Source organism: Streptomyces sp. NPDC050423 (genome assembly GCF_040655445.1).
Classification (GTDB): Bacteria; Actinomycetota; Actinomycetes; order Streptomycetales; family Streptomycetaceae; genus Streptomyces.
This window is the reverse complement of record NZ_JBFAJY010000017.1, coordinates 92,172-110,364: the sequence shown is the minus strand read 5'-3', so window position 1 is coordinate 110,364 and position 18,193 is coordinate 92,172. Positions and strand designations below refer to the sequence as shown.

16 protein-coding genes are annotated in these 18,193 nt (G+C 70.9%); 9 read left to right on the top strand and 7 right to left on the bottom strand.

Annotated features, from left to right (window positions below):
- Window positions 1–29: 29 nt before the first annotated feature.
- From AB0I52_RS15425 to AB0I52_RS15405, 5 genes are all read right to left on the bottom strand, one after another.
- Window positions 30–1,643, bottom strand: coding sequence for an FAD-dependent monooxygenase (locus AB0I52_RS15425; protein ID WP_363072694.1), 1,614 nt, complete (start codon window positions 1,641–1,643; stop codon window positions 30–32).
- Between the two features lie 242 nt (window positions 1,644–1,885).
- Window positions 1,886–2,794: an amino acid ABC transporter permease gene (locus AB0I52_RS15420; RefSeq protein ID WP_363072692.1), complete on the bottom strand. Its 909-nt coding sequence runs from the start codon at window positions 2,792–2,794 to the stop codon at window positions 1,886–1,888.
- Window positions 2,791–3,456 (bottom strand): amino acid ABC transporter permease, encoded by a 666-nt coding sequence (locus AB0I52_RS15415; protein ID WP_363072690.1) that lies wholly within the window; start codon window positions 3,454–3,456, stop codon window positions 2,791–2,793. Before AB0I52_RS15415 ends, AB0I52_RS15420 begins: the two co-directional genes overlap by 4 nt.
- Before the next feature lie 74 nt (window positions 3,457–3,530).
- Window positions 3,531–4,373: a glutamate ABC transporter substrate-binding protein gene (locus AB0I52_RS15410; RefSeq protein WP_363072688.1), complete on the bottom strand. Its 843-nt coding sequence runs from the start codon at window positions 4,371–4,373 to the stop codon at window positions 3,531–3,533.
- Between the two features lie 81 nt (window positions 4,374–4,454).
- The gene (locus AB0I52_RS15405) at window positions 4,455–5,243 is read right to left on the bottom strand and encodes an amino acid ABC transporter ATP-binding protein (protein WP_363072686.1); all 789 of its coding nucleotides are present in this window, start codon (window positions 5,241–5,243) and stop codon (window positions 4,455–4,457) included.
- A gap of 333 nt (window positions 5,244–5,576) precedes the next feature.
- On the opposite strand from AB0I52_RS15405, the gene AB0I52_RS15400 reads away from it, so the two are divergent.
- Window positions 5,577–6,269 (top strand): response regulator transcription factor, encoded by a 693-nt coding sequence (locus tag AB0I52_RS15400; protein WP_363072684.1) that lies wholly within the window; start codon window positions 5,577–5,579, stop codon window positions 6,267–6,269.
- A gap of 15 nt (window positions 6,270–6,284) precedes the next feature.
- Window positions 6,285–7,679: a HAMP domain-containing sensor histidine kinase gene (locus AB0I52_RS15395; RefSeq protein WP_363072682.1), complete on the top strand. Its 1,395-nt coding sequence runs from the start codon at window positions 6,285–6,287 to the stop codon at window positions 7,677–7,679.
- Window positions 7,680–7,711: 32 nt separating this feature from the next.
- Here the strand turns inward: AB0I52_RS15395 and AB0I52_RS15390 are convergent, their stop codons facing one another.
- Complete coding sequence (locus AB0I52_RS15390; protein WP_363072680.1) at window positions 7,712–8,713, bottom strand: TAXI family TRAP transporter solute-binding subunit; 1,002 nt, start codon at window positions 8,711–8,713, stop codon at window positions 7,712–7,714.
- Window positions 8,714–8,848: 135 nt separating this feature from the next.
- Between AB0I52_RS15390 and miaB the strand changes: the two genes are divergently transcribed.
- Both miaB and AB0I52_RS15380 read left to right on the top strand, forming a co-directional pair.
- Window positions 8,849–10,369 (top strand): tRNA (N6-isopentenyl adenosine(37)-C2)-methylthiotransferase MiaB, encoded by a 1,521-nt coding sequence (miaB, locus tag AB0I52_RS15385; protein ID WP_363072678.1) that lies wholly within the window; start codon window positions 8,849–8,851, stop codon window positions 10,367–10,369.
- A gap of 87 nt (window positions 10,370–10,456) precedes the next feature.
- On the top strand, window positions 10,457–11,170 hold the full coding sequence (locus tag AB0I52_RS15380; RefSeq protein WP_363072676.1) for a class III extradiol dioxygenase subunit B-like domain-containing protein: 714 nt from the start codon (window positions 10,457–10,459) through the stop codon (window positions 11,168–11,170).
- Between the two features lie 102 nt (window positions 11,171–11,272).
- On the opposite strand, the gene AB0I52_RS15375 is transcribed toward AB0I52_RS15380, so the two are convergent.
- The gene (locus AB0I52_RS15375; RefSeq protein WP_363072674.1) at window positions 11,273–11,509 is read right to left on the bottom strand and encodes an antitoxin; all 237 of its coding nucleotides are present in this window, start codon (window positions 11,507–11,509) and stop codon (window positions 11,273–11,275) included.
- Window positions 11,510–11,748: 239 nt separating this feature from the next.
- On the opposite strand from AB0I52_RS15375, the gene miaA reads away from it, so the two are divergent.
- The 5 genes from miaA (at window position 11,749) to AB0I52_RS15350 (ending at window position 18,118) form a co-directional block, all read left to right on the top strand.
- Complete coding sequence (gene miaA / locus AB0I52_RS15370; protein WP_363072672.1) at window positions 11,749–12,687, top strand: tRNA (adenosine(37)-N6)-dimethylallyltransferase MiaA; 939 nt, start codon at window positions 11,749–11,751, stop codon at window positions 12,685–12,687.
- Between the two features lie 107 nt (window positions 12,688–12,794).
- The gene (locus AB0I52_RS15365; RefSeq protein ID WP_363072746.1) at window positions 12,795–13,235 is read left to right on the top strand and encodes a hypothetical protein; all 441 of its coding nucleotides are present in this window, start codon (window positions 12,795–12,797) and stop codon (window positions 13,233–13,235) included.
- Between the two features lie 91 nt (window positions 13,236–13,326).
- Window positions 13,327–14,199, top strand: a complete 873-nt coding sequence (gene dapF / locus AB0I52_RS15360) for a diaminopimelate epimerase (RefSeq protein WP_363072670.1) — start codon at window positions 13,327–13,329, stop codon at window positions 14,197–14,199.
- Between the two features lie 231 nt (window positions 14,200–14,430).
- Window positions 14,431–16,545 (top strand): HD domain-containing protein, encoded by a 2,115-nt coding sequence (locus AB0I52_RS15355; RefSeq protein WP_363072668.1) that lies wholly within the window; start codon window positions 14,431–14,433, stop codon window positions 16,543–16,545.
- A 109-nt stretch (window positions 16,546–16,654) separates the two neighbouring features.
- Entirely contained in the window at window positions 16,655–18,118 is a 1,464-nt protein-coding gene (locus AB0I52_RS15350) for a M1 family metallopeptidase (protein WP_363072666.1), read from the top strand.
- The last annotated feature ends 75 nt before the right edge of the window (window positions 18,119–18,193 follow it).

The following is an 18,193-nucleotide window of genomic DNA, read 5'->3' as shown; positions in this document are numbered from 1 at the left end:
CGGAGTAGACCATGTGCGCCTGCGGAGGGTCAATTGATGTCTGCGGTGCGGTCGGTGCGGTCGGAGGTGCGGGCCGCGCCGCCGCGCGTCGCTTCGGCCGCCGCGAGGAGTTCGGCGGGCTGTACCCCGCCGAAGGACTCCACGAGGTGGCCGTCCGGTCTGACCAGCAGAACGGTGTGCGCGGACGCCCCCGGATAGCTCTCCGCCACCAGCAGCTCACCCTTCACCGGCAGGGCGTCCACCGCCTCGACGAGCCGGGGCATGACCCCTGCCCGCATCCAGTGCCGCCGGTCCCACACACCCGTACCGGGGGCCACCAGGACCACCAGGAGCTGTCCTTGCCCCAGCCGTTCGCGAAGCCGTACGGGCGTGCCGTCCGGCGCCGTCACCCGCACATCCGCGACCGGCGCACCGAGGGGCGTACCCACGGAGGCGTGCGCCTCGGCGCGTGGGGGCGCAAGGGGGGACAGGGAGTAGGAAGGGGGCGCACCGAGGGGGCCGCAGCCCAGATGTCCGTCGGTGAGCAGCGAATCGTGCCCCCGTGCGCTCCCCGGGACCAGGGTCCGCAGCCCTCCGCCGCCCCGCAGTATCGGCAGCGACTGGTCGGCGGCGCGCAGCCGCGAGGCGACCGCGGCCCGGCGCTCGGCCTGGTAGCTGTCGAGGAGCGCGTCGGACGCGCCGTGATGCCAGGCCAGCGCCAGCTTCCAGGCCAGGTTCTCGGCGTCCCGCAGCCCTTCGTCCAGTCCCTGGGTGCCGAGCGCGCCCAGCAGATGGGCGGCGTCCCCGGCCAGGAAGGCCCGTTTCACCCGCCACCGCCGGGCGAGGCGGTGGTGCAGCGTGTAGACGCCGGTGTCCAGCAGCTCGTACGGCGGTGTCTCGCCGCACCAGCCCGCCAGGGTGTCCCGGACCCGGGCGACCAGGACGTCGGGCGTGACCAGCTCGCCACGCGGCGGCAGCAGCCAGTCCAGCCGCCAGACATCGTCGGGCAGCGGGCGTGCGGTCACCTCGGCGCCACCGGTGCGCCACGGCGGCAGCCGGTGCAGCACGGCCTCGCCGGGCCAGGGAAGTTCGGTGCGCAGGGCGGCGACGGCATGCCGTTCCACTGCGGTACGTCCGGGGAACCGGATGTCGAGGAGCTTGCGCACCGTGGACCGCGCACCGTCGCAGCCGACCAGGTAACTCCCGCGCCACCAGGTCGAACCCGGCTCCCTGGTGTGCACGGTGACCCCGGCCGGGTCCTGCTCCAGCGTGTCGATCCGGCTGAGCCGAGCCACCTGGACGAGATCCTGCGCGGCCACCGCGTCCCGCAGTCCGCGTACCAGCGCGTGCTGCGGCATATGGACGGGGGCGGCCGGCGGGCCTCCGGGCGGAGCGCCTTCGTCGAGCGGCAGTTCGCGTACCAGCTGTTTGCGCCGCATGGACCGCCAGCCGGACCAGCGAAGGCCCTCGTCCTGGAGCGTCTTGCAGCCGAGCCGTTCCACCAGGGCCGCGGTGTCCTCGCGCAGCACGACCGTGCGGGCCGGGCGCGTCTCGTCCCTGCCGGGGTCCTCGTCGAGGAGCACGGACGGCACACCCTGCGCCGCGAGGGCGAGCGACAGCACCAGGCCGACCGGCCCGGCACCGACGATGATCACCGGGTCCACGGCGCGGCTCCCGGAACGTGTGCGGTCGGACGCGTGGAGGCGCACAGGGAGAGCGGACGGGCCGGGGCGGCCCACGAGGTCGGGGACGGCGGCGACGGGGATGCGGCGGCGTAGGGGGCTCGGTGCGCGATCACAGAACGTATGCAACCTACTGCCGGTGCGTGCGTCAAGTGACACCGGAACGCGGCGAGGGGCGATGGCGGATGCGCCACCGCCCCTCGCGGCCGTCTGCCGACGAGCCGTCAGGCGGCGGACGAGTCCATGACGACCACCGGCGCACCGATCGTCTCGGGCGCGCCCCCCGGGCCGGTGCCGACGACGGCGCCCGTGCTCTTCTTCCCGCGCCGGAGCCGGCGCTCCAGCCAGCTCGCGAGCGAGGTGAGGGTGAAGTTCACCGCGATGTAGATGACCGCGATGATGGTGAAACACGCGATGGTGTTCGCACCGTAGTTCGCGGCCATCGGCCGGACCGATGCCAGCAGTTCCGGGAAGGTCATCACGGCGCCACCCAGCGCGGTGTCCTTCAGGATCACCACGAGCTGGCTGACGATCGCGGGGAGCATGGCGGTGACCGCCTGCGGCAGCAGCACGAAGACCATGGTCTGGCCCTTGCGCATACCGATCGCCTTGGCCGCGTCGGTCTGCCCCTGCGGGAGGGACAGGATGCCCGCGCGCACGATTTCGGCAAGCACCGAGGCGTTGTAGAGCACCAGTCCCGTGACCACGGCGTACAGCAGGCGCGTGTCGGTGCTGATGTTCGTGTACTCGGAGTACACCGCGTTCGCGATGATCATCAGGATCAGTACGGGGATGGACCGGAAGAACTCCACGACCACCCCGGACGGCATCCGCATCCACCGGTGGTCCGAGAGCCGGCCGATCCCGAACAGCGCACCCAGCGGCAGGGCGATGATCAGGGCGAAGAAGGCAGCCTTCAGCGTGTTCTGGAGCCCCGGCCAGATGAACGTCTCCCACGGCTGGGAGCTGGTGAAGAAGGGCTTCCACTTGATCCAGTCGAGCTGGTGCTTGGAGGCCAGGCCGTCGTAGACCCACCACACCACCGCGGCGGCGACCAGTGCGAACAGCACCGTGTACAGGATGTTCCGTCGCTTGGCGCGCGGTCCTTGGGTGTCGTAGAGGACGGAGGTCATCGCTTCACCGCCACCTTCTTGCTCACCCAGCCGAGGATGAGGCCGGTCGGGAGGGTCAGGACGACGAAGCCGAACGCGAAGACGGCCGAGATCGCAATGAGCTGGGCCTCCTTCTCGATCATGCCCTTCATCAGGTACGAGGCCTCCGCCACCCCGATCGCGGAGGCGACGGTGGTGTTCTTCGTCAGCGCGATCAGGACGTTGGAAAGCGGATTGACGACCGAGCGGAAGGCCTGCGGGAGAATGATCAGCCGCAGTACCTGGGTGAAGCTCAGGCCGAGGGCGCGTGCGGCTTCGGCCTGGCCGACCGGCACCGTGTTGATGCCGGACCGCAGCGCCTCGCACACGAAGGCGGCGGTGTAGGCGCTCAGCGCGAGCACCGCGAGCCGGAAGTTGATGTCGGTGAAGTCGCTTGCACCGAGCTTGACGTTGAGCGTCTGGAACAGGCCCAGTGAGGAGAATACGATGATCACGGTCAGCGGAATGTTCCGGACCACGTTCACGTAGGCGGTGGCGAAACCGCGCATCAGGGGGACCGGGCTGACCTTCATGCCGGCCAGCAGCGTTCCCCATATGAGGGAGCCGAGGGCTGAATAGACGGTGAGTTGCACCGTCACCCAGAAGGCCCCCAGCAGGTCGTAACCATCAAGAAAGTCGAACACGATCTCCCGTGCTTCCGCGTGTAGGAGGGCACGGCGCGCCGCCGTCAGCGGCGGCGCGCCCGGTCAGCCCTGCTTCACTTGACGACGTTGCCGATCTTCGGGGCGGGGTCGTTCTTGTAGTTCGCCGGGCCGAAGTTGGCCTTCACGGCCTTCTCCCACGAACCGTCCGAGACCATCTTGGTCAGCGCGTCGTTGATCTTCTTCTTGAGGTCGGCGTCGCCCTTCTTCAGGCCGATGCCGTAGTTCTCGTTGGTCATCTTGAAGCCGGCCAGCTTGAACTTGCCCTTGTTGGCGTCCTGCGAGGCATAGCCGGCCAGGATGCTGTCATCCGTGGTCAGCGCGTCGACGGCCTTGTTCTCCAGGCCGGTCAGGCACTCCGAGTAGCCGCCGTACTCCAGGAGCTGAGCCTTCGGGGCCAGGGTGTCGTGGATGTTCTGCGCCGAGGTCGAGCCGGTGACCGAGCAGAGCTTCTTGTTGTTCAGGTCCTTCGGCGACTTGATCGAGTCGTCGCCCGCGCGGACCAGGATGTCCTGGTGGGCGAGGAGGTACGGGCCCGCGAAGTCGACCTTCTTCAGGCGCTCGTCGTTGATCGAGTAGGAGGCGGCGATGAACTTCACGTCACCACGCTCGATCGACGTTTCGCGGTCCTGGCTCTTGGTCTCCTTGAAGTTGATGTCCTTGGCGTCGTAGCCCAGTTCCTTGGCGACGTACGTGGCGACATCGACGTCGAAACCGGTGAACTTGCCATCCGGGGTCTTCAGCCCGATACCCGGCTGGTCGATCTTGATACCGATCGTGATCTTCTTGCCGCCGCCCGAACCGGACGAGTCGTCCTTGTCGTCGGAACCACAGGCGGTGGCGGTGAGAGCGAGAGCGAGCACGGCGGCCGAGGCGGCGGTGACCTTACGAAGCTGCATGGTGAAATTCCCTAGAGTTGACGCGATGTGAGTGATCAGCCGGTCCGGAAACCGGCGCTGAAGGCCACGACGGCGGCTTCATCAGTGGTGAAGGATCTTCGACAGGAAGTCCTTGGCCCGGTCACTGCGCGGGTTGCTGAAGAACTGGTCGGGCACGGCCTCTTCGACGATCTTCCCGTCCGCCATGAAGATGACGCGGTTCGCCGCGGAGCGGGCGAAACCCATCTCGTGGGTGACGACGACCATGGTCATGCCCTCGCGGGCGAGCTGCTGCATGACCTCCAGCACCTCGTTGATCATCTCCGGGTCGAGTGCGGAGGTCGGCTCGTCGAACAGCATGACCTTGGGGTCCATCGCCAGCGCCCGCGCGATCGCCACACGTTGCTGCTGACCGCCGGAGAGCTGCGACGGGTACTTGTCGGCCTGGGTCGCCACGCCCACCCGGTCGAGCAGCGAACGCGCCTTGTCCTCGGCCGCCTTCTTCTCCGTCTTGCGGACCTTGACCTGGCCCAGCATCACGTTCTCGAGCACCGTCTTGTGGGCGAAGAGATTGAACGACTGGAAGACCATGCCGACATCGGCGCGCAGCCGTGCCAGCTCCTTGCCCTCCTCGGGCAGGGGCTTCCCGTCGATCGAGATCGCGCCCGAGTCGATCGTCTCCAAGCGGTTGATCGTGCGGCACAGCGTGGACTTCCCGGACCCGGAGGGCCCGATGACGACCACGACCTCGCCGGAGGCGATCGTCAGGTCGATGTCCTGGAGCACATGCAGCGCGCCGAAGTGCTTGTTGACGTTGCTCAGCACGACCAGGTCGTCGCCGGCCGCGGGTGCAGCGTCCTCGGCGCCCTTGGTCACTGAAACTCCGCTCATCGGCTTTTTGCTCCGTCCTCCTCGGTTGGGAAGGACCCTAGTGACGCAGTGCGACCAGCGTCATTACATCTGAGCGGAAATTGAGCATAACGATCCGGCCGCAACCGGACACTCCGTGTGAACGGGACGCCCTGCGGGCCCTCCGGGCGTACCGGGTGCATAACGGAAACATGGATGCAAGGGGTGAGCACTTGACTGGTTCACCGGTCATCGGAGTGGATGCCCTGGTACACCCTGATGTGAAACGCCTCGAAACGGGGAAGTGACCAGAGGCCCACGCGACCGCACCGACACACGACCGCACCGACACCGCACCTTCGGAGAGGGGGGCCCATGAGACTGCTGCTCGTCGAGGACGACAACCACGTCGCCGCCGCCCTGTCCGCGATCCTCGGCCGGCACGGCTTCAAGGTGGTGCACGCCCGCAGCGGCGAGGAGGCCCTCCAGGCCCTCCTTCCCACGGACACGGAACCCTTCGGCGTCGTGCTCCTCGATCTGGGGCTGCCCGACCAGGACGGCTACGAGGTGTGCGGGAAGATCCGCAAGCGCAGTTCCGTGCCGGTGATCATGGTGACCGCACGGGCCGACGTCCGCTCCCGGATCCACGGGCTGAACCTCGGCGCTGACGACTACGTGACCAAGCCGTACGACACCGGCGAGCTCCTCGCCCGTATCCACGCCGTCAGCCGACGCAAGCCGGCCGGTGAGGAGACCGGGCCGGCCCCCGTCGCCGCGCTGCGCCTGGGCCATGTGCACATCGAGCTGCCGACCAGGCGAGTCAGTGTCGACGGGAGCGAAGTCCAGCTCACCCGCAAGGAGTTCGATCTCCTCGCCCTCCTTGCGCAGCGGCCCGGCGTGGTGTTCCGCCGGGAGCAGATCATCAGCGAGGTCTGGCGCACGAGCTGGGAGGGGACGGGGCGCACGCTTGAGGTGCACGTAGCCTCCCTGCGCGCCAAGCTGCGGCTGCCCGCACTGATCGAGACCGTGCGCGGGGTCGGCTACCGCCTCGTCGCCCCGTCCGCGTAGAGGCGTACGTCTCCGGTGCGTACCAGGCTGCTTCCGCTGCTCATCGTGCTCATGGCGAGCGTCCTGCTCGCGCTCGGCTTTCCGCTGGCCGTCAGCGTGGCCGCCGCCCAGCAGCAGGGCGTCGTGATCGACCGGATCGACGACACGGCACGCTTCGCCGCACTCGCCCAGTTCATCACCGAACGCACCCACGGCTACGACGAACGGCAGCGCACGCTCCAGACCGAACTGGAGACGTACGACTCGGTGTACGGCATCCGGGCGGGCGTCTTCTACCGTGACGACTCCGCGATGGCGAAGGCCCCGGCGAGCTGGCGGCTGCCGGCCGAGGGCGAGGGCCGCGAGGCGTTCAACGAGGCGCTGCTCGGCCGTCGCAGCCACGATCCGCCGCAGGTCTGGCCCTGGCAGAACGGCCGGGTCGTCGTCGCCTCGCCCGTGGTGCGCGACGGTGACGTGGTGGCCGTCGTCGTCATCGACTCGCCCACCGCGCAGATGCGTTCCGACACACTCCGCGGCTGGCTGGTGATCGCGGCGGGCGAGGTGGTCGCGATGCTGGTGGCCGTCGGCGCGGCGATCCGGCTCACCGGCTGGGTCCTGCTGCCGGTGCGGACGCTGGACGTGGCCGCCCACGACATCGCCAGCGGCCGGATGCGGTCCCGGGTGGCGGCTTCCGGAGGGCCGCCGGAACTCAGGCGGCTGGCCCGTTCGTTCAACGAGATGGCCGACAACGTCGAGGACGTGCTGGAACAGCAGCGCGCCTTCGTCGCCGACGCCTCGCACCAGTTGCGCAACCCGCTGGCCGCGCTGCTGCTGCGGATCGAACTGCTCGCGCTCGAACTCCCGGAGGGCAACGAGGAGATCGCCTCCGTGCGCACGGAGGGAAAGCGCCTCGGCCAGGTCCTCGACGATCTGCTCGACCTGGCCCTGGCCGAGCACGCCGCGGCCGATCTCCAGCTCACGGACATCGGCGCCCTCACCGCCGAGCGCGTCTCGTCCTGGCGGCCGGTGGCGGAGGAGAGGGGCGTACGGCTCAGGGCGGACGGCATGCCCGCCGTCACCGCCTGGACGGACCCCATAGCCCTGTCCAGCGCGCTCGACGCCATCATCGACAACGCGCTCAAGTTCACCCCCGCCGACGAGGAGGTGCGGGTCACGGTCGCCTCCGGCAGCGAATGCGTCACGGTCGTCGTCGCGGACCGGGGGCCCGGTCTCACCGAACAGGAGCTGGAGCGCGTCGGAGACCGCTTCTGGCGCAGCTCACAGCACCAGAACGTGCGGGGGTCCGGGCTCGGCCTCTCCATCTCCCAGGCACTCCTGGCCGCGAGCCGCGGCTCCCTCACCTATGAGCGGCACGAACCGCACGGGCTGCGGGTGACGGTGTCGGTGCCGCGCAACGGACCGCACGGCTGAGCGCACTTCCGCGGAGCGGCCGGGACCGGACGTCAGGGCTTGACCGAGCGGTAGTAGCGCTTGGCCCCTTCGTGCAGCGGCAGCGGATCCGTGTAGATCGCGGTCCGCAGATCCACCAGCTGTGCGGCGTGCACCTCACGCCCGATGCGGTCCCGGCTGTCGATCACGGTCCGGGTGAACGCCTCGGTCATCGCCGCATCCGTACGGTCGGTGGTCACCAGCACGTTGGCGACCGCCACGGTGGGCACCGCCTGGCCCTGCTGCGCGTTGCGGTAGGCGTCCGCAGGCATCACGGCCGAGCGGTAGTAGCGGGTGGAGCCGCCCGCCGCCTGGAGCTCCTTGATCAGCGGGTCCTCCAGCGGGACCAGCCGGATCGCGAACCGGTCCGAGAGGTCCGCCACCGCGGTGGTCGGCAGCCCGCCGGACCAGAAGAACGCGTCGAGTCTGCCGTCCTCCAGCAGCTTGGGCATGGTGTCGATACCCGCCGGTATCGCCGTCACATCGTGAACCGGGTCAAGGCCGGCGGCCGTCATCAGCCGGTCGGCGACCAGCCGCACCCCCGACCCCTGCTGTCCGACCGCGACCTTCTTGCCGCGCAGGTCCGCGACCTTGCGGATCTCCGAGCCCCGGTCCACGACCAGCTGTATGTAGTCGTCGTACAGCCGGACACAGCCGCGCAGCCGCTCGGCGCCCGGCTTCCCGTCCCGCAGATAGGTGGCCACGGCGTCGGTGGTCGCGATGGTGAAATCGGCCTTCCCCGCCGCCACCCGGGCGATGTTCTGCTGAGATCCCTCGCTGGTCTGCAGCTGTATGGACACATCGGGCAGGTCCTTGGCGAGTGCGCCCTTGAGCCGCTCGCCGTAGCGCTGGTAGACGCCGCTGCGGACCCCGGTACTGAACGACAGGGTTCCGCTCGGGGCGGACTCCCCGAGCGGAACCAGCCACCACAGGAGCAGCCCGAGCACGACGACGAGGGCGGCGCCCGCCCGGAAGGAGCGGCGCCGGCCGATTCGGGACAGTGCGGCCGGGAGCATGGCGGCGATCCTGCCAGGTCGTTCCCGGCCATGGCCAGGGGTGCCGACGGATCTCCCGGCCGCCGCGACGGCCCGGAGAAGGGTCCGCGGGCCGCCCGCGACGGGAGGTGTCCGGGCAGCGCCTACCCTTGTCGCATGAGCAGCGGCAACCGGAGCGAAGCAGTGGACGTCAGAAAAAGCTACGAGGTGCGTACCTACGGGTGCCAGATGAACGTCCACGACTCCGAGCGGCTGTCGGGGCTGCTGGAGGACGCCGGCTACGTACGGGCGCCCGAGGGCTCCGACGGCGACGCCGACGTCGTCGTCTTCAACACCTGCGCGGTGCGGGAGAACGCCGACAACAAGCTGTACGGCAACCTCGGCCGGCTCGCCCCGATGAAGACGAAGCGCCCCGGGATGCAGATCGCGGTCGGCGGCTGTCTCGCCCAGAAGGACCGCGACACCATCGTCGCGCGGGCTCCCTGGGTCGACGTCGTCTTCGGTACGCACAACATCGGCAAGCTGCCCGTGCTGCTGGAGCGCGCCCGTGTCCAGGAGGAGGCGCAGATCGAGATCGCCGAGTCCCTGGAGGCGTTCCCCTCGACGCTCCCCACCCGCCGCGAGTCCGCGTACGCGGCCTGGGTCTCCATCTCCGTCGGCTGCAACAACACCTGCACCTTCTGCATCGTCCCGGCGCTGCGCGGCAAGGAGAAGGACCGCCGGACCGGCGACATCCTGGCCGAGATCGAGGCCCTGGTCGCCGAGGGCGTCTCCGAGATCACCCTGCTCGGCCAGAACGTGAACGCCTACGGCTCCGACATCGGCGACCGCGAGGCATTCTCCAAGCTGCTGCGCGCCTGCGGGCGGATCGAGGGGCTGGAGCGGGTCCGCTTCACCTCGCCCCACCCGCGCGACTTCACGGACGACGTGATCGCCGCGATGGCCGAGACCCCGAACGTGATGCCGCAGCTGCACATGCCGATGCAGTCCGGGTCCGACACGATCCTGAAGGCGATGCGGCGCTCGTACCGGCAGGAACGCTTCCTCGGCATCATCGAGAAGGTGCGCGCCGCGATGCCGGACGCCGCGATCTCCACCGACATCATCGTCGGCTTTCCCGGGGAGACCGAGGAGGACTTCGAGCAGACCATGCACGCAGTCCGGGAGGCGCGTTTCGCCAATGCCTTCACCTTCCAGTACTCCAAGCGCCCCGGCACCCCGGCCGCCGACATGGAGGGGCAGATCCCCAAGGAGGTCGTCCAGGAGCGTTACATGCGCCTGTCCGTCCTCCAGGAGGAGATCTCCTGGTCGGAGAACAAGAAGCAGGTCGGCCGCACGCTGGACGTCATGGTCGCGGAGGGCGAGGGCCGCAAGGACGGCGCGACCCACCGGCTGTCCGGCCGCGCCCCCGACAACCGCCTGGTCCACTTCACCAAGCCGGACCAGGAGGTTCGGCCCGGCGACGTGGTGACCGTCGAGATCAGCTACGCCGCCCCGCACCACCTGCTCGCCGAGGGCGCAGCCGTCGCCGTGCGGCGCACCCGGTCGGGGGACGCCTGGGAGAAGCGCAACGCCGCCGCGGCCGCGAAGCCCGCCGGCGTGATGCTGGGCCTGCCCGGGATCGGCGCCCCGGCACCGCTGCCCCCCGCCTCGGCCCCGGGCTGCGGCTGCGACTGACGGGGGCCGCACCGCTCCGCCTGCCACGGCCGCTCGGGGGCGCGTGCGCCGAGGGGCGGGCGACCCCCAGCCAGTACGCTGCCCACCATGCTTGTCGCCGCCGCTGTCTGCCCCTGTCCGCCCCTGCTGGTCCCCGACGTCGCCGCCGGTGCCGCGCCCGAGCTCGACGCCGCGAGGACCGCGTGCACGGACGCCCTGGGCGTCCTGGCCGCCTCCCGGCCCGATCTGCTGATCGTGATCGGCCCGGCGGACCTCGCGGGCCGCGGACCCCACCCCGAGGGCGCCACCGGCACCTTCCGGGAGTTCGGCGTCGATCTCGCGGTACGGCTCGGGCGGGACCTGGGCACGGCCGCGGACCGGCCTCTTCCGGCGTCACTCGCGGTCGGCGCCTGGCTGCTGGCCCGTACCGGGTGGGCGGACGCCCCGGTCGAGGCGCTGGGCGTGGGGGAGCCGCTGGAGACCGGCCGCTGCACGGAGACCGGGCGGGCGCTGGCCGCCCGAGCGGACCGGGTCGCGCTGCTGGTGATGGGCGACGGCAGTGCCTGCCGCACCCTCAAGGCCCCGGGCTACCTGGACGAGCGCGCCACGGAGTTCGACGCGGCGGCCTCGCGTGCGCTGGGCGCGGCGGACACCGATGCGCTGATCGCGCTGGACGAGGCGCTGGCGTACGAGCTGAAGGCCGCGGGCCGCGCACCCTGGCAGGTGCTCGCGGGGGCCGCGCAGGGCGCCGGTCTCGACGGCCGCCTGCTGTACGACGACGCGCCGTACGGCGTGGGCTACCTGGTCGCCGCCTGGTCCTGACCCCGTTGCGGCCCCGACCGCGAGGGGGCCCGCCGTACTGGCGCACGACGGCCGCGGAGCTATGCCGCTCTGCGGCCGTCACGGTGTCCTGCCGGACCGGGGTCAGGAAGCGGGCGGTGTGGTGCCCCCGTCCTTGTGGGACAGTCGCTCCACCGCGTCCTTGGCCTTCTGGGTGCCGGACTCGATCTTGTCGCTGTACTTGCCCTTGGTCTTCTCGTCCACCGTCCGCGCGGCCTTTTGGAGCCCCTGGTCGATCTTGTCCCCGTGCTGCTGCGCGAGGTCGCTGACCTTGTCCTTCGCCGGGCTCAGCTTCGCCTTCAAATTGTCCATGAAGCCCATCGGACACCTTCTCTGCTGGGGGACTGCGTGCGAGTGTTCTCTCCGGCCCGGATACCCGCCGTGCTGTGACGCACTCTCCCGGCCGCGGTATCGGCGGTCGTGGAAGACGGACGGCAGAACCGTAAGAAAACGCCCATATGTACTCGATATTTTACCTGACGGGGCATCCGGACGCGTCCCCGTCCCGGCTGCCCCGTCGTCCATTCGGGAACGGCCCCCGGGTTTGCGAGACTGTCTCAGTGAGAAGTCCAGCTCCCGCACCGCGGGTCATCGCCGTCGTCGGTCCCACCGCAGCAGGAAAGTCCGACCTGGGGGTGTTCCTCGCCCAGCAGCTCGGGGGCGAAGTGGTCAACGCCGACTCCATGCAGCTCTACCGGGGGATGGATATCGGCACCGCGAAACTGACACTCGCGGAGCGCGCCTCCGTCCCGCACCTGCTGCTGGACATCTGGGACGTGACCGAGGCCGCCAGCGTCGCCGAGTACCAGCGGCTGGCCCGCTCCGAGATCGACCGGCTGCTCGCCGAGGGCCGCACCCCGGTCCTGGTCGGCGGCTCCGGCCTCTATGTGAAGGGCGCGATCGACGCCCTGGAGTTCCCCGGCACGGACCCCGGCGTCCGGGCCGCGCTGGAGGCCGAACTGGCCGAACGGGGCTCCGGCGCGCTGCATGCCCGGCTCGCCGCGGCGGACCCGGAAGCGGGCCGCGCCATCCTGCCGAGCAACGGGCGGCGCATCGTGCGGGCCCTCGAAGTCATCGAGATCACAGGCAAGCCCTTCACCGCCAACCTCCCCGGTAACGATGCGGTGTACGACACCGTCCAGATCGGCGTCGACGTGGCCCGCCCCGAACTCGACGGGCGCATCGCCCAGCGGGTCGACCGGATGTGGGACGCGGGGCTGGTCGACGAGGTGCGCGCCCTGGAGGCGCGGGGGCTGCGGGACGGCCGCACCGCCTCCCGGGCACTGGGCTATCAGCAGGTGCTCGCCGCGCTGGCCGGGGACTGTACCGAGGATGAGGCCCGCGCCGAGACCGTGCGCGCCACCAAACGGTTCGCGCGCCGCCAGGACTCCTGGTTCCGCCGCGACCCGCGCGTCCGCTGGCTGAACGGCGCCGCGGCGCACCGTGGGGAACTCCCGGGCCAGGCGCTGGCGTTGGTCGAACGAGCGGTCACAGCCTGATCACGTGATGGCATCGGGAAGCCCTGCCCGTCAGTTCGGCGAGTCCCGGCGTGCCATCATCGAGCATCGATCGACCAGTGGAGTCCGAGTTGGGAGGGCGCGTGGCGATGGAGGCCGGCCCTCGCGACACAGAGCAAGACGCACCGGACACGCAGCACGAGGCAGGACGATTGAGCCCCGACGGGCCCGATGAGCTCGAAGTGACCCCTGAGGTCCAGGTCGAGCTGCGTCCCGCCCGCCGGCTGCGTATCTGGCAGCTCGCGCCGATCGTCACCCTCGCGGCGCTGGGATCGCTGATGTTCGCCTTCCCGCTCGCCTTCGAGTTCGGTGACGGTGGTGCGGTGGTCGCCATGCTGGGGCTGCTGATCAGCTGCTGCGCCGCGGGCTGGGGCATGATGGCCGCCCGCCGCGTCGGACACACCTGGCCCGGACTGCCGGCCAAGGGCTCGGGGGAGCGCCCCGACTGGCGCGTGATCATGCTGTACGTCGCCGTGTGCGCGGCGCTGGTCGCGCTGGCCGTGTGGCGCGTGGCGCGGCTGCGTTCCTGACACCGGGCCGGACCCCGCCGGGCCGGCGGCAGCCCGTCCACGCGGGTGGCCGGTTCGCGGCGCTGTCGGCGCCGCCTCGTACAGTTGTCCCGTGACCACCTCGCAGATCGCCTTCCTCAAGGGCCACGGCACCGAGAACGACTTCGTGATCGTTCCGGACCCGGACAACGCCGTGGACCTGCCCGCCTCTGTCGTCGCCCGGCTCTGCGACCGCCGGGCCGGCATCGGCGGGGACGGCCTGCTGCACGTCGTGCGGTCCGCCGCCCACCCCGAGGCGCGGGCCATGGCGGACGAGGCCGAGTGGTTCATGGACTACCGCAACGCGGACGGCTCGATCGCCGAGATGTGCGGCAACGGCGTACGGGTCTTCGCCCACTACCTCCAGCGCTCCGGCTCGGTCGGGCAGGGCGATGTCGCCGTCGCCACCCGCGGCGGGGTGAAGAAGGTGCACCTCGCCAAGAACGGCGACATCACCGTCTCCATGGGCCGCGCGGAGCTCCCCGCCGACGGCGTCACCGTCACCGTCGGCGACCGCAGCTGGGGCGCCCGCAACGTGAACATGGGCAACCCCCACGCGGTCGCCTTCGTCGACGATCTGGCGCACGCCGGCGATCTGCTCTCCGAGCCGTCCTTCGGCCCGGCCGCGGTCTACCCCGACGGGGTCAACATCGAGTTCGTCGTGGACCGCGGCCCCCGCCATGTCGCGATGCGCGTCCATGAGCGCGGCTCGGGGGAGACCCGCTCCTGCGGCACCGGCGCCTGTGCCGTGGCCGTCGCCGCGGCCCGCCGGGACGCGGCCGACCCCACACTGACCGGCACCCCGGTCACGTACACCGTCGACCTCCCAGGCGGCACGCTGGTGATCACCGAGCACCCGCACGGCGAGATCGAGATGACCGGACCGGCCGTGATCGTCGCCGAGGGCACGATCGATCCGGCCTGGCTCGAAACGCTGAACGGATAGGTGCTTTCGCTCCGCCCAGGCCGGAGCAGGGCGGATCAGGACGCGGTGCCGGACCCCGCGAGCCCGGCATGATCCAAACGACAGGCCCTGGAGCTTCGCTCGAATGGGTGATCCGTTTCACGCTGGGCGAGAGCCGGACTCCGCCACGTGGTGGGGTCGGTAGCATCAAGCACCGGCCCGGAGGCGCGACCGCACCTTCTCACCGCCGGTCGACGTTGCCGGAGGTGCCCCATGAGCGCAGAGGCCACCAACCCAGGTGCCCCCATCCGCAGGCGGGGCCGTCCCCGGATCGACCTCCGCAGGCTGGGGCGGGTCGCCCTGCTCGGCCCGGTCTCCCGGGACCGGCTGCCGGACGCCATCGGCCATGTCGCCGAGGCGCACCGGGCCCACCATCCCGACGCCGACCTCTCAGTCCTGCGCCGGGCCTACGTCCTCGCGGAGTCCTCCCACCGCGGGCAGATGCGCAAGAGCGGCGAGCCGTACATCACACACCCGCTCGCGGTCACCCTGATCCTCGCCGAACTCGGCGCCGAGACGACGACGCTGACCGCGTCGCTGCTCCACGACACGGTTGAGGACACCGAGGTGACCCTCGACCAGGTGGGGGAGGAGTTCGGCGACGAGGTCCGCTATCTGGTCGACGGCGTCACCAAGCTGGAGAAGGTCGACTACGGCGCGGCGGCCGAGCCCGAGACGTTCCGCAAGATGCTGGTGGCCACCGGGGACGACGTCCGGGTGATGTCGATCAAGCTCGCCGACCGGCTGCACAACATGCGCACGCTCGGCGTGATGCGCCCCGAGAAACAGGCCCGGATCGCCAAGGTCACCCGCGACGTACTGATTCCGCTCGCGGAACGGCTCGGGGTGCAGGCGCTCAAGACCGAGCTGGAGGATCTCGTCTTCGCGATCCTCCACCCCGAGGAGTACACACACACCCGCGCCGTGATCTCCGCCGCCACCACCGCGGCCGACCCGCTCACCGCCACCGCCGGGAACGTCGCCTCGGTGCTGCGGGAGGCCGGTATCCCCGCCGAAGTCCTCGTCAGACCACGGCACTTCGTCTCCGTCCACCGGGTCAGCATCAAACGCGGCGAGCTGCGCGGAACCGACTTCGGACGGCTGCTGGTGCTCGTCGGTGAGGATGCCGACTGCTATGCCGTCCTCGGTGAACTCCACACCTGCTTCACCCCGGTGATCTCCGAGTTCAAGGACTTCATCGCGGCCCCGAAGTTCAACCTGTACCAGTCGCTGCACACCGCGGTGGTGGGCCCCGAGGGCGAGGTCGCCGAGGTCCTCATCCGCACCCACCGGATGCACAAGGTCGCCGAGGCGGGCGTCATCGCACTCGGCAATCCGTACGCCGCGGACAGCGTCGCGCAGACCGCCGAACCGGCCGACGGGGAACGCGCGGACCCGACCCGGCCCGGCTGGCTGTCCCGGCTCCTCCAGTGGCAGCAGTCCGCGACCGACCCCGACACCTTCTGGACCACACTCCGCGCCGACCTCGCCCAGGACCGCGAGATCACCGTCTTCCGCACCGACGGCGGCACGCTCGGCCTGCCCGCGGGCGCCAGCTGCGTCGACGCCGCCTACGCGCAGTACGGGGACGCGGCGCACAGCTGTATCGGGGCCCGGGTGAACGGCCGGCTGGCCACGCTCGGCACCGCGCTCGGCGACGGCGACACCGTGCAGCTGCTCCTCGCCGAGGACGCCGCCTCGGGGCCTTCGCCCGGCTGGCTCGACCACGCCCGGACACCCACCGCCCGCATCGCGATCACGGGCTGGCTCGACGCCCATCCGCAGGATCCGGAGGCCGTGCCCGGCAGCCGCCCCGCAGACCCCAGGCCCGCACCGCAGCCCGCGCCGCCGGGATCCGTGGAGCCGGGCGGCCGTACCGCGAGCGCCCTGGTCGACCGGCCGGACGCCACCGTACGGCTCGCCGGCTGCTGCACCCCCGTACCGCCCGACGCCGTCACCGGCTTCACGGTGCGCGGCGGCGCCGTCACCGTCCACCGGCTGGCCTGCCCCGCGGCGGCCCGCATGGAGGCCGTCGGCCGGGTACCTGTCGCGGTGAGCTGGGGCGACGCGTCCGGATGCCGGGTGACGCTGGTCGCGGAGTCCTTCGGACGGCCCCGGCTGCTGGCCGACCTCACCGAGGCGATCGCCGGCGCCGACGCGGCGGTCATCTCCGCCACCGTCGAACCGCCCAGTGAACAGCGCGTGCGGCACACCTACACCCTGCACCTCCCCGACGCCGCGGGACTGCCCTCGCTGATGCGCGCCATGCGCGACGTGCCGGGGGTGTACGACGTGAGCCGCGCCCAGCACCCGGCCGCCGTTCTTTGACCCGGCGGGCCCCGGGCCCGGCCTGCGTCGTCCGCCACCGCGGATCTCGTTCGAGTGGCGCGGCGCGCGCCGTCCCGTGACGGGCGGGCGGCGCTGGTAGCCGTAGTCCATGCCGTTCCTCCCCCGCCGTCTGCGGACCGCTCTGCTGGCCACCGCATCGGCCGCTCTCGTCGCCGCCACCCTGCCCGCACCGGCGCCGCTCGGCATCGGTGACCCGCTCTTCCCCCACCTCGGCAACCCCGGATACGACGTACTCGCCTACGACATCGGCCTCGACTACCCGGGGCGCAACGATGAACCGCTCGAAGCCGTCACCACGATCGACGCGCGGACGACCGGGCCGCTGGACCGGATCAACCTCGACTTCACCCGGGGCACCGTGCACTCCGTCGAAGTCAACGGCCTGCGCGCCGGCTTCGCGGTCGAGGACGAGGACCTGATCGTCGAGCCCCCCGGCCGGCTCCCGGCCGGCGTGCCGCTGCGGATCACGGTCCGGCACACCAGCGATCCCCGGGGGGAGCGGAACAGCGGCGGCTGGGTGCGGACCGCCGACGGACTCGCCATGGCCAACCAGGCCGACGCCGGGCACCGCGTCTTCCCCAGCAACGACCACCCGGCCGACAAGGCGTACTTCACCTTCCGGATCACCGCACCCCAGGACCTGACGGTGGTGGCCAACGGTCTGCGCACCGGGCGTACCCGGCACGGCGACCGCACCACCTGGACCTATCGCACCGACCACCCGATGGCCACCGAACTGGTCCAGGTCAGCATCGGGAAGTCCGCCGTCGTGCGGCGGACCGGGCCGCACGGACTGCCGGTGCGCGACGTCGTGCCGGCGGCCGACCGGAAGCGGCTGGAACCGTGGCTGAGGAAGACACCCGGGCAGCTGGCATGGATGGAGAAGCAGGTCGGCCGCTACCCCTTCGAGAACTACGGCGTGCTGATCGCCGACACCGACACCGGCTTCGAGCTGGAGACCCAGACCCTGTCGCTCTTCGAACGCCGCCTGTTCACCGACGACGGCTTCCCCGAGTGGTACGTCGACTCGGTCATGGTCCATGAACTGGCACACCAGTGGTTCGGCGACAGCGTCTCGCCGCGGACCTGGTCCGATCTCTGGCTCAACGAGGGACACGCCAGCTGGTACGAGGCACGCTACGCGCAGGAGCACGGAGACAAGCCGCTCGAACGACGGATGCGTGACGCCTACACCAGGTCCGACGGCTGGCGCGCCGACGGAGGGCCGCCCGCACGCCCCGACGCGCCGGCCCCGGGCGAGAAGATCAGCCTGTTCCGCCCGGTGGTCTACGACGGCAGCGCCCTCGTCCTGTACGCGCTCCGCCAGGAGATCGGCCACAGCGCCTTCGACCGGCTGGAGAGGCTCTGGGTGCGCGGGCACCGCGACTCCAACGCCGCCACGGCGGACTTCACCCGGCTGGCATCCCGGGTGGCGGGACGCGACCTGAGCACGTTCTTCGACGGCTGGCTGTACGGGACACGTACGCCGCCCATGCCCGGCCACCCGGACTGGCACAGCACCACACCGGCGGGCGGCGGTAAACCCGCGTGACGGGCGGGGAGCGCCATGTCACTATCGACGGGTCGCCGCGGCGGCCGGCCCGGAGCCTTCCCCGTGCGGGAATCA

Bases quoted from the DNA above. Each gene is read 5' to 3' on its own strand.
- AB0I52_RS15420 (WP_363072692.1), bottom strand. From the start codon at position 2,794: ATGACCTCCGTCCTCTACGACACCCAAGGACCGCGCGCCAAGCGACGG.
- AB0I52_RS15410 (WP_363072688.1), bottom strand. From the start codon at position 4,373: ATGCAGCTTCGTAAGGTCACCGCCGCCTCGGCCGCCGTGCTCGCTCTC.
- AB0I52_RS15405 (WP_363072686.1), bottom strand. From the start codon at position 5,243: ATGAGCGGAGTTTCAGTGACCAAGGGCGCCGAGGACGCTGCACCCGCG.
- AB0I52_RS15400 (WP_363072684.1), top strand. From the start codon at position 5,577: ATGAGACTGCTGCTCGTCGAGGACGACAACCACGTCGCCGCCGCCCTG.
- AB0I52_RS15390 (WP_363072680.1), bottom strand. From the start codon at position 8,713: ATGCTCCCGGCCGCACTGTCCCGAATCGGCCGGCGCCGCTCCTTCCGG.
- miaB (WP_363072678.1), top strand. From the start codon at position 8,849: ATGAGCAGCGGCAACCGGAGCGAAGCAGTGGACGTCAGAAAAAGCTAC.
- AB0I52_RS15380 (WP_363072676.1), top strand. From the start codon at position 10,457: ATGCTTGTCGCCGCCGCTGTCTGCCCCTGTCCGCCCCTGCTGGTCCCC.
- AB0I52_RS15375 (WP_363072674.1), bottom strand. From the start codon at position 11,509: ATGGGCTTCATGGACAATTTGAAGGCGAAGCTGAGCCCGGCGAAGGAC.
- AB0I52_RS15365 (WP_363072746.1), top strand. From the start codon at position 12,795: ATGGAGGCCGGCCCTCGCGACACAGAGCAAGACGCACCGGACACGCAG.
- AB0I52_RS15355 (WP_363072668.1), top strand. From the start codon at position 14,431: ATGAGCGCAGAGGCCACCAACCCAGGTGCCCCCATCCGCAGGCGGGGC.
- AB0I52_RS15350 (WP_363072666.1), top strand. From the start codon at position 16,655: ATGCCGTTCCTCCCCCGCCGTCTGCGGACCGCTCTGCTGGCCACCGCA.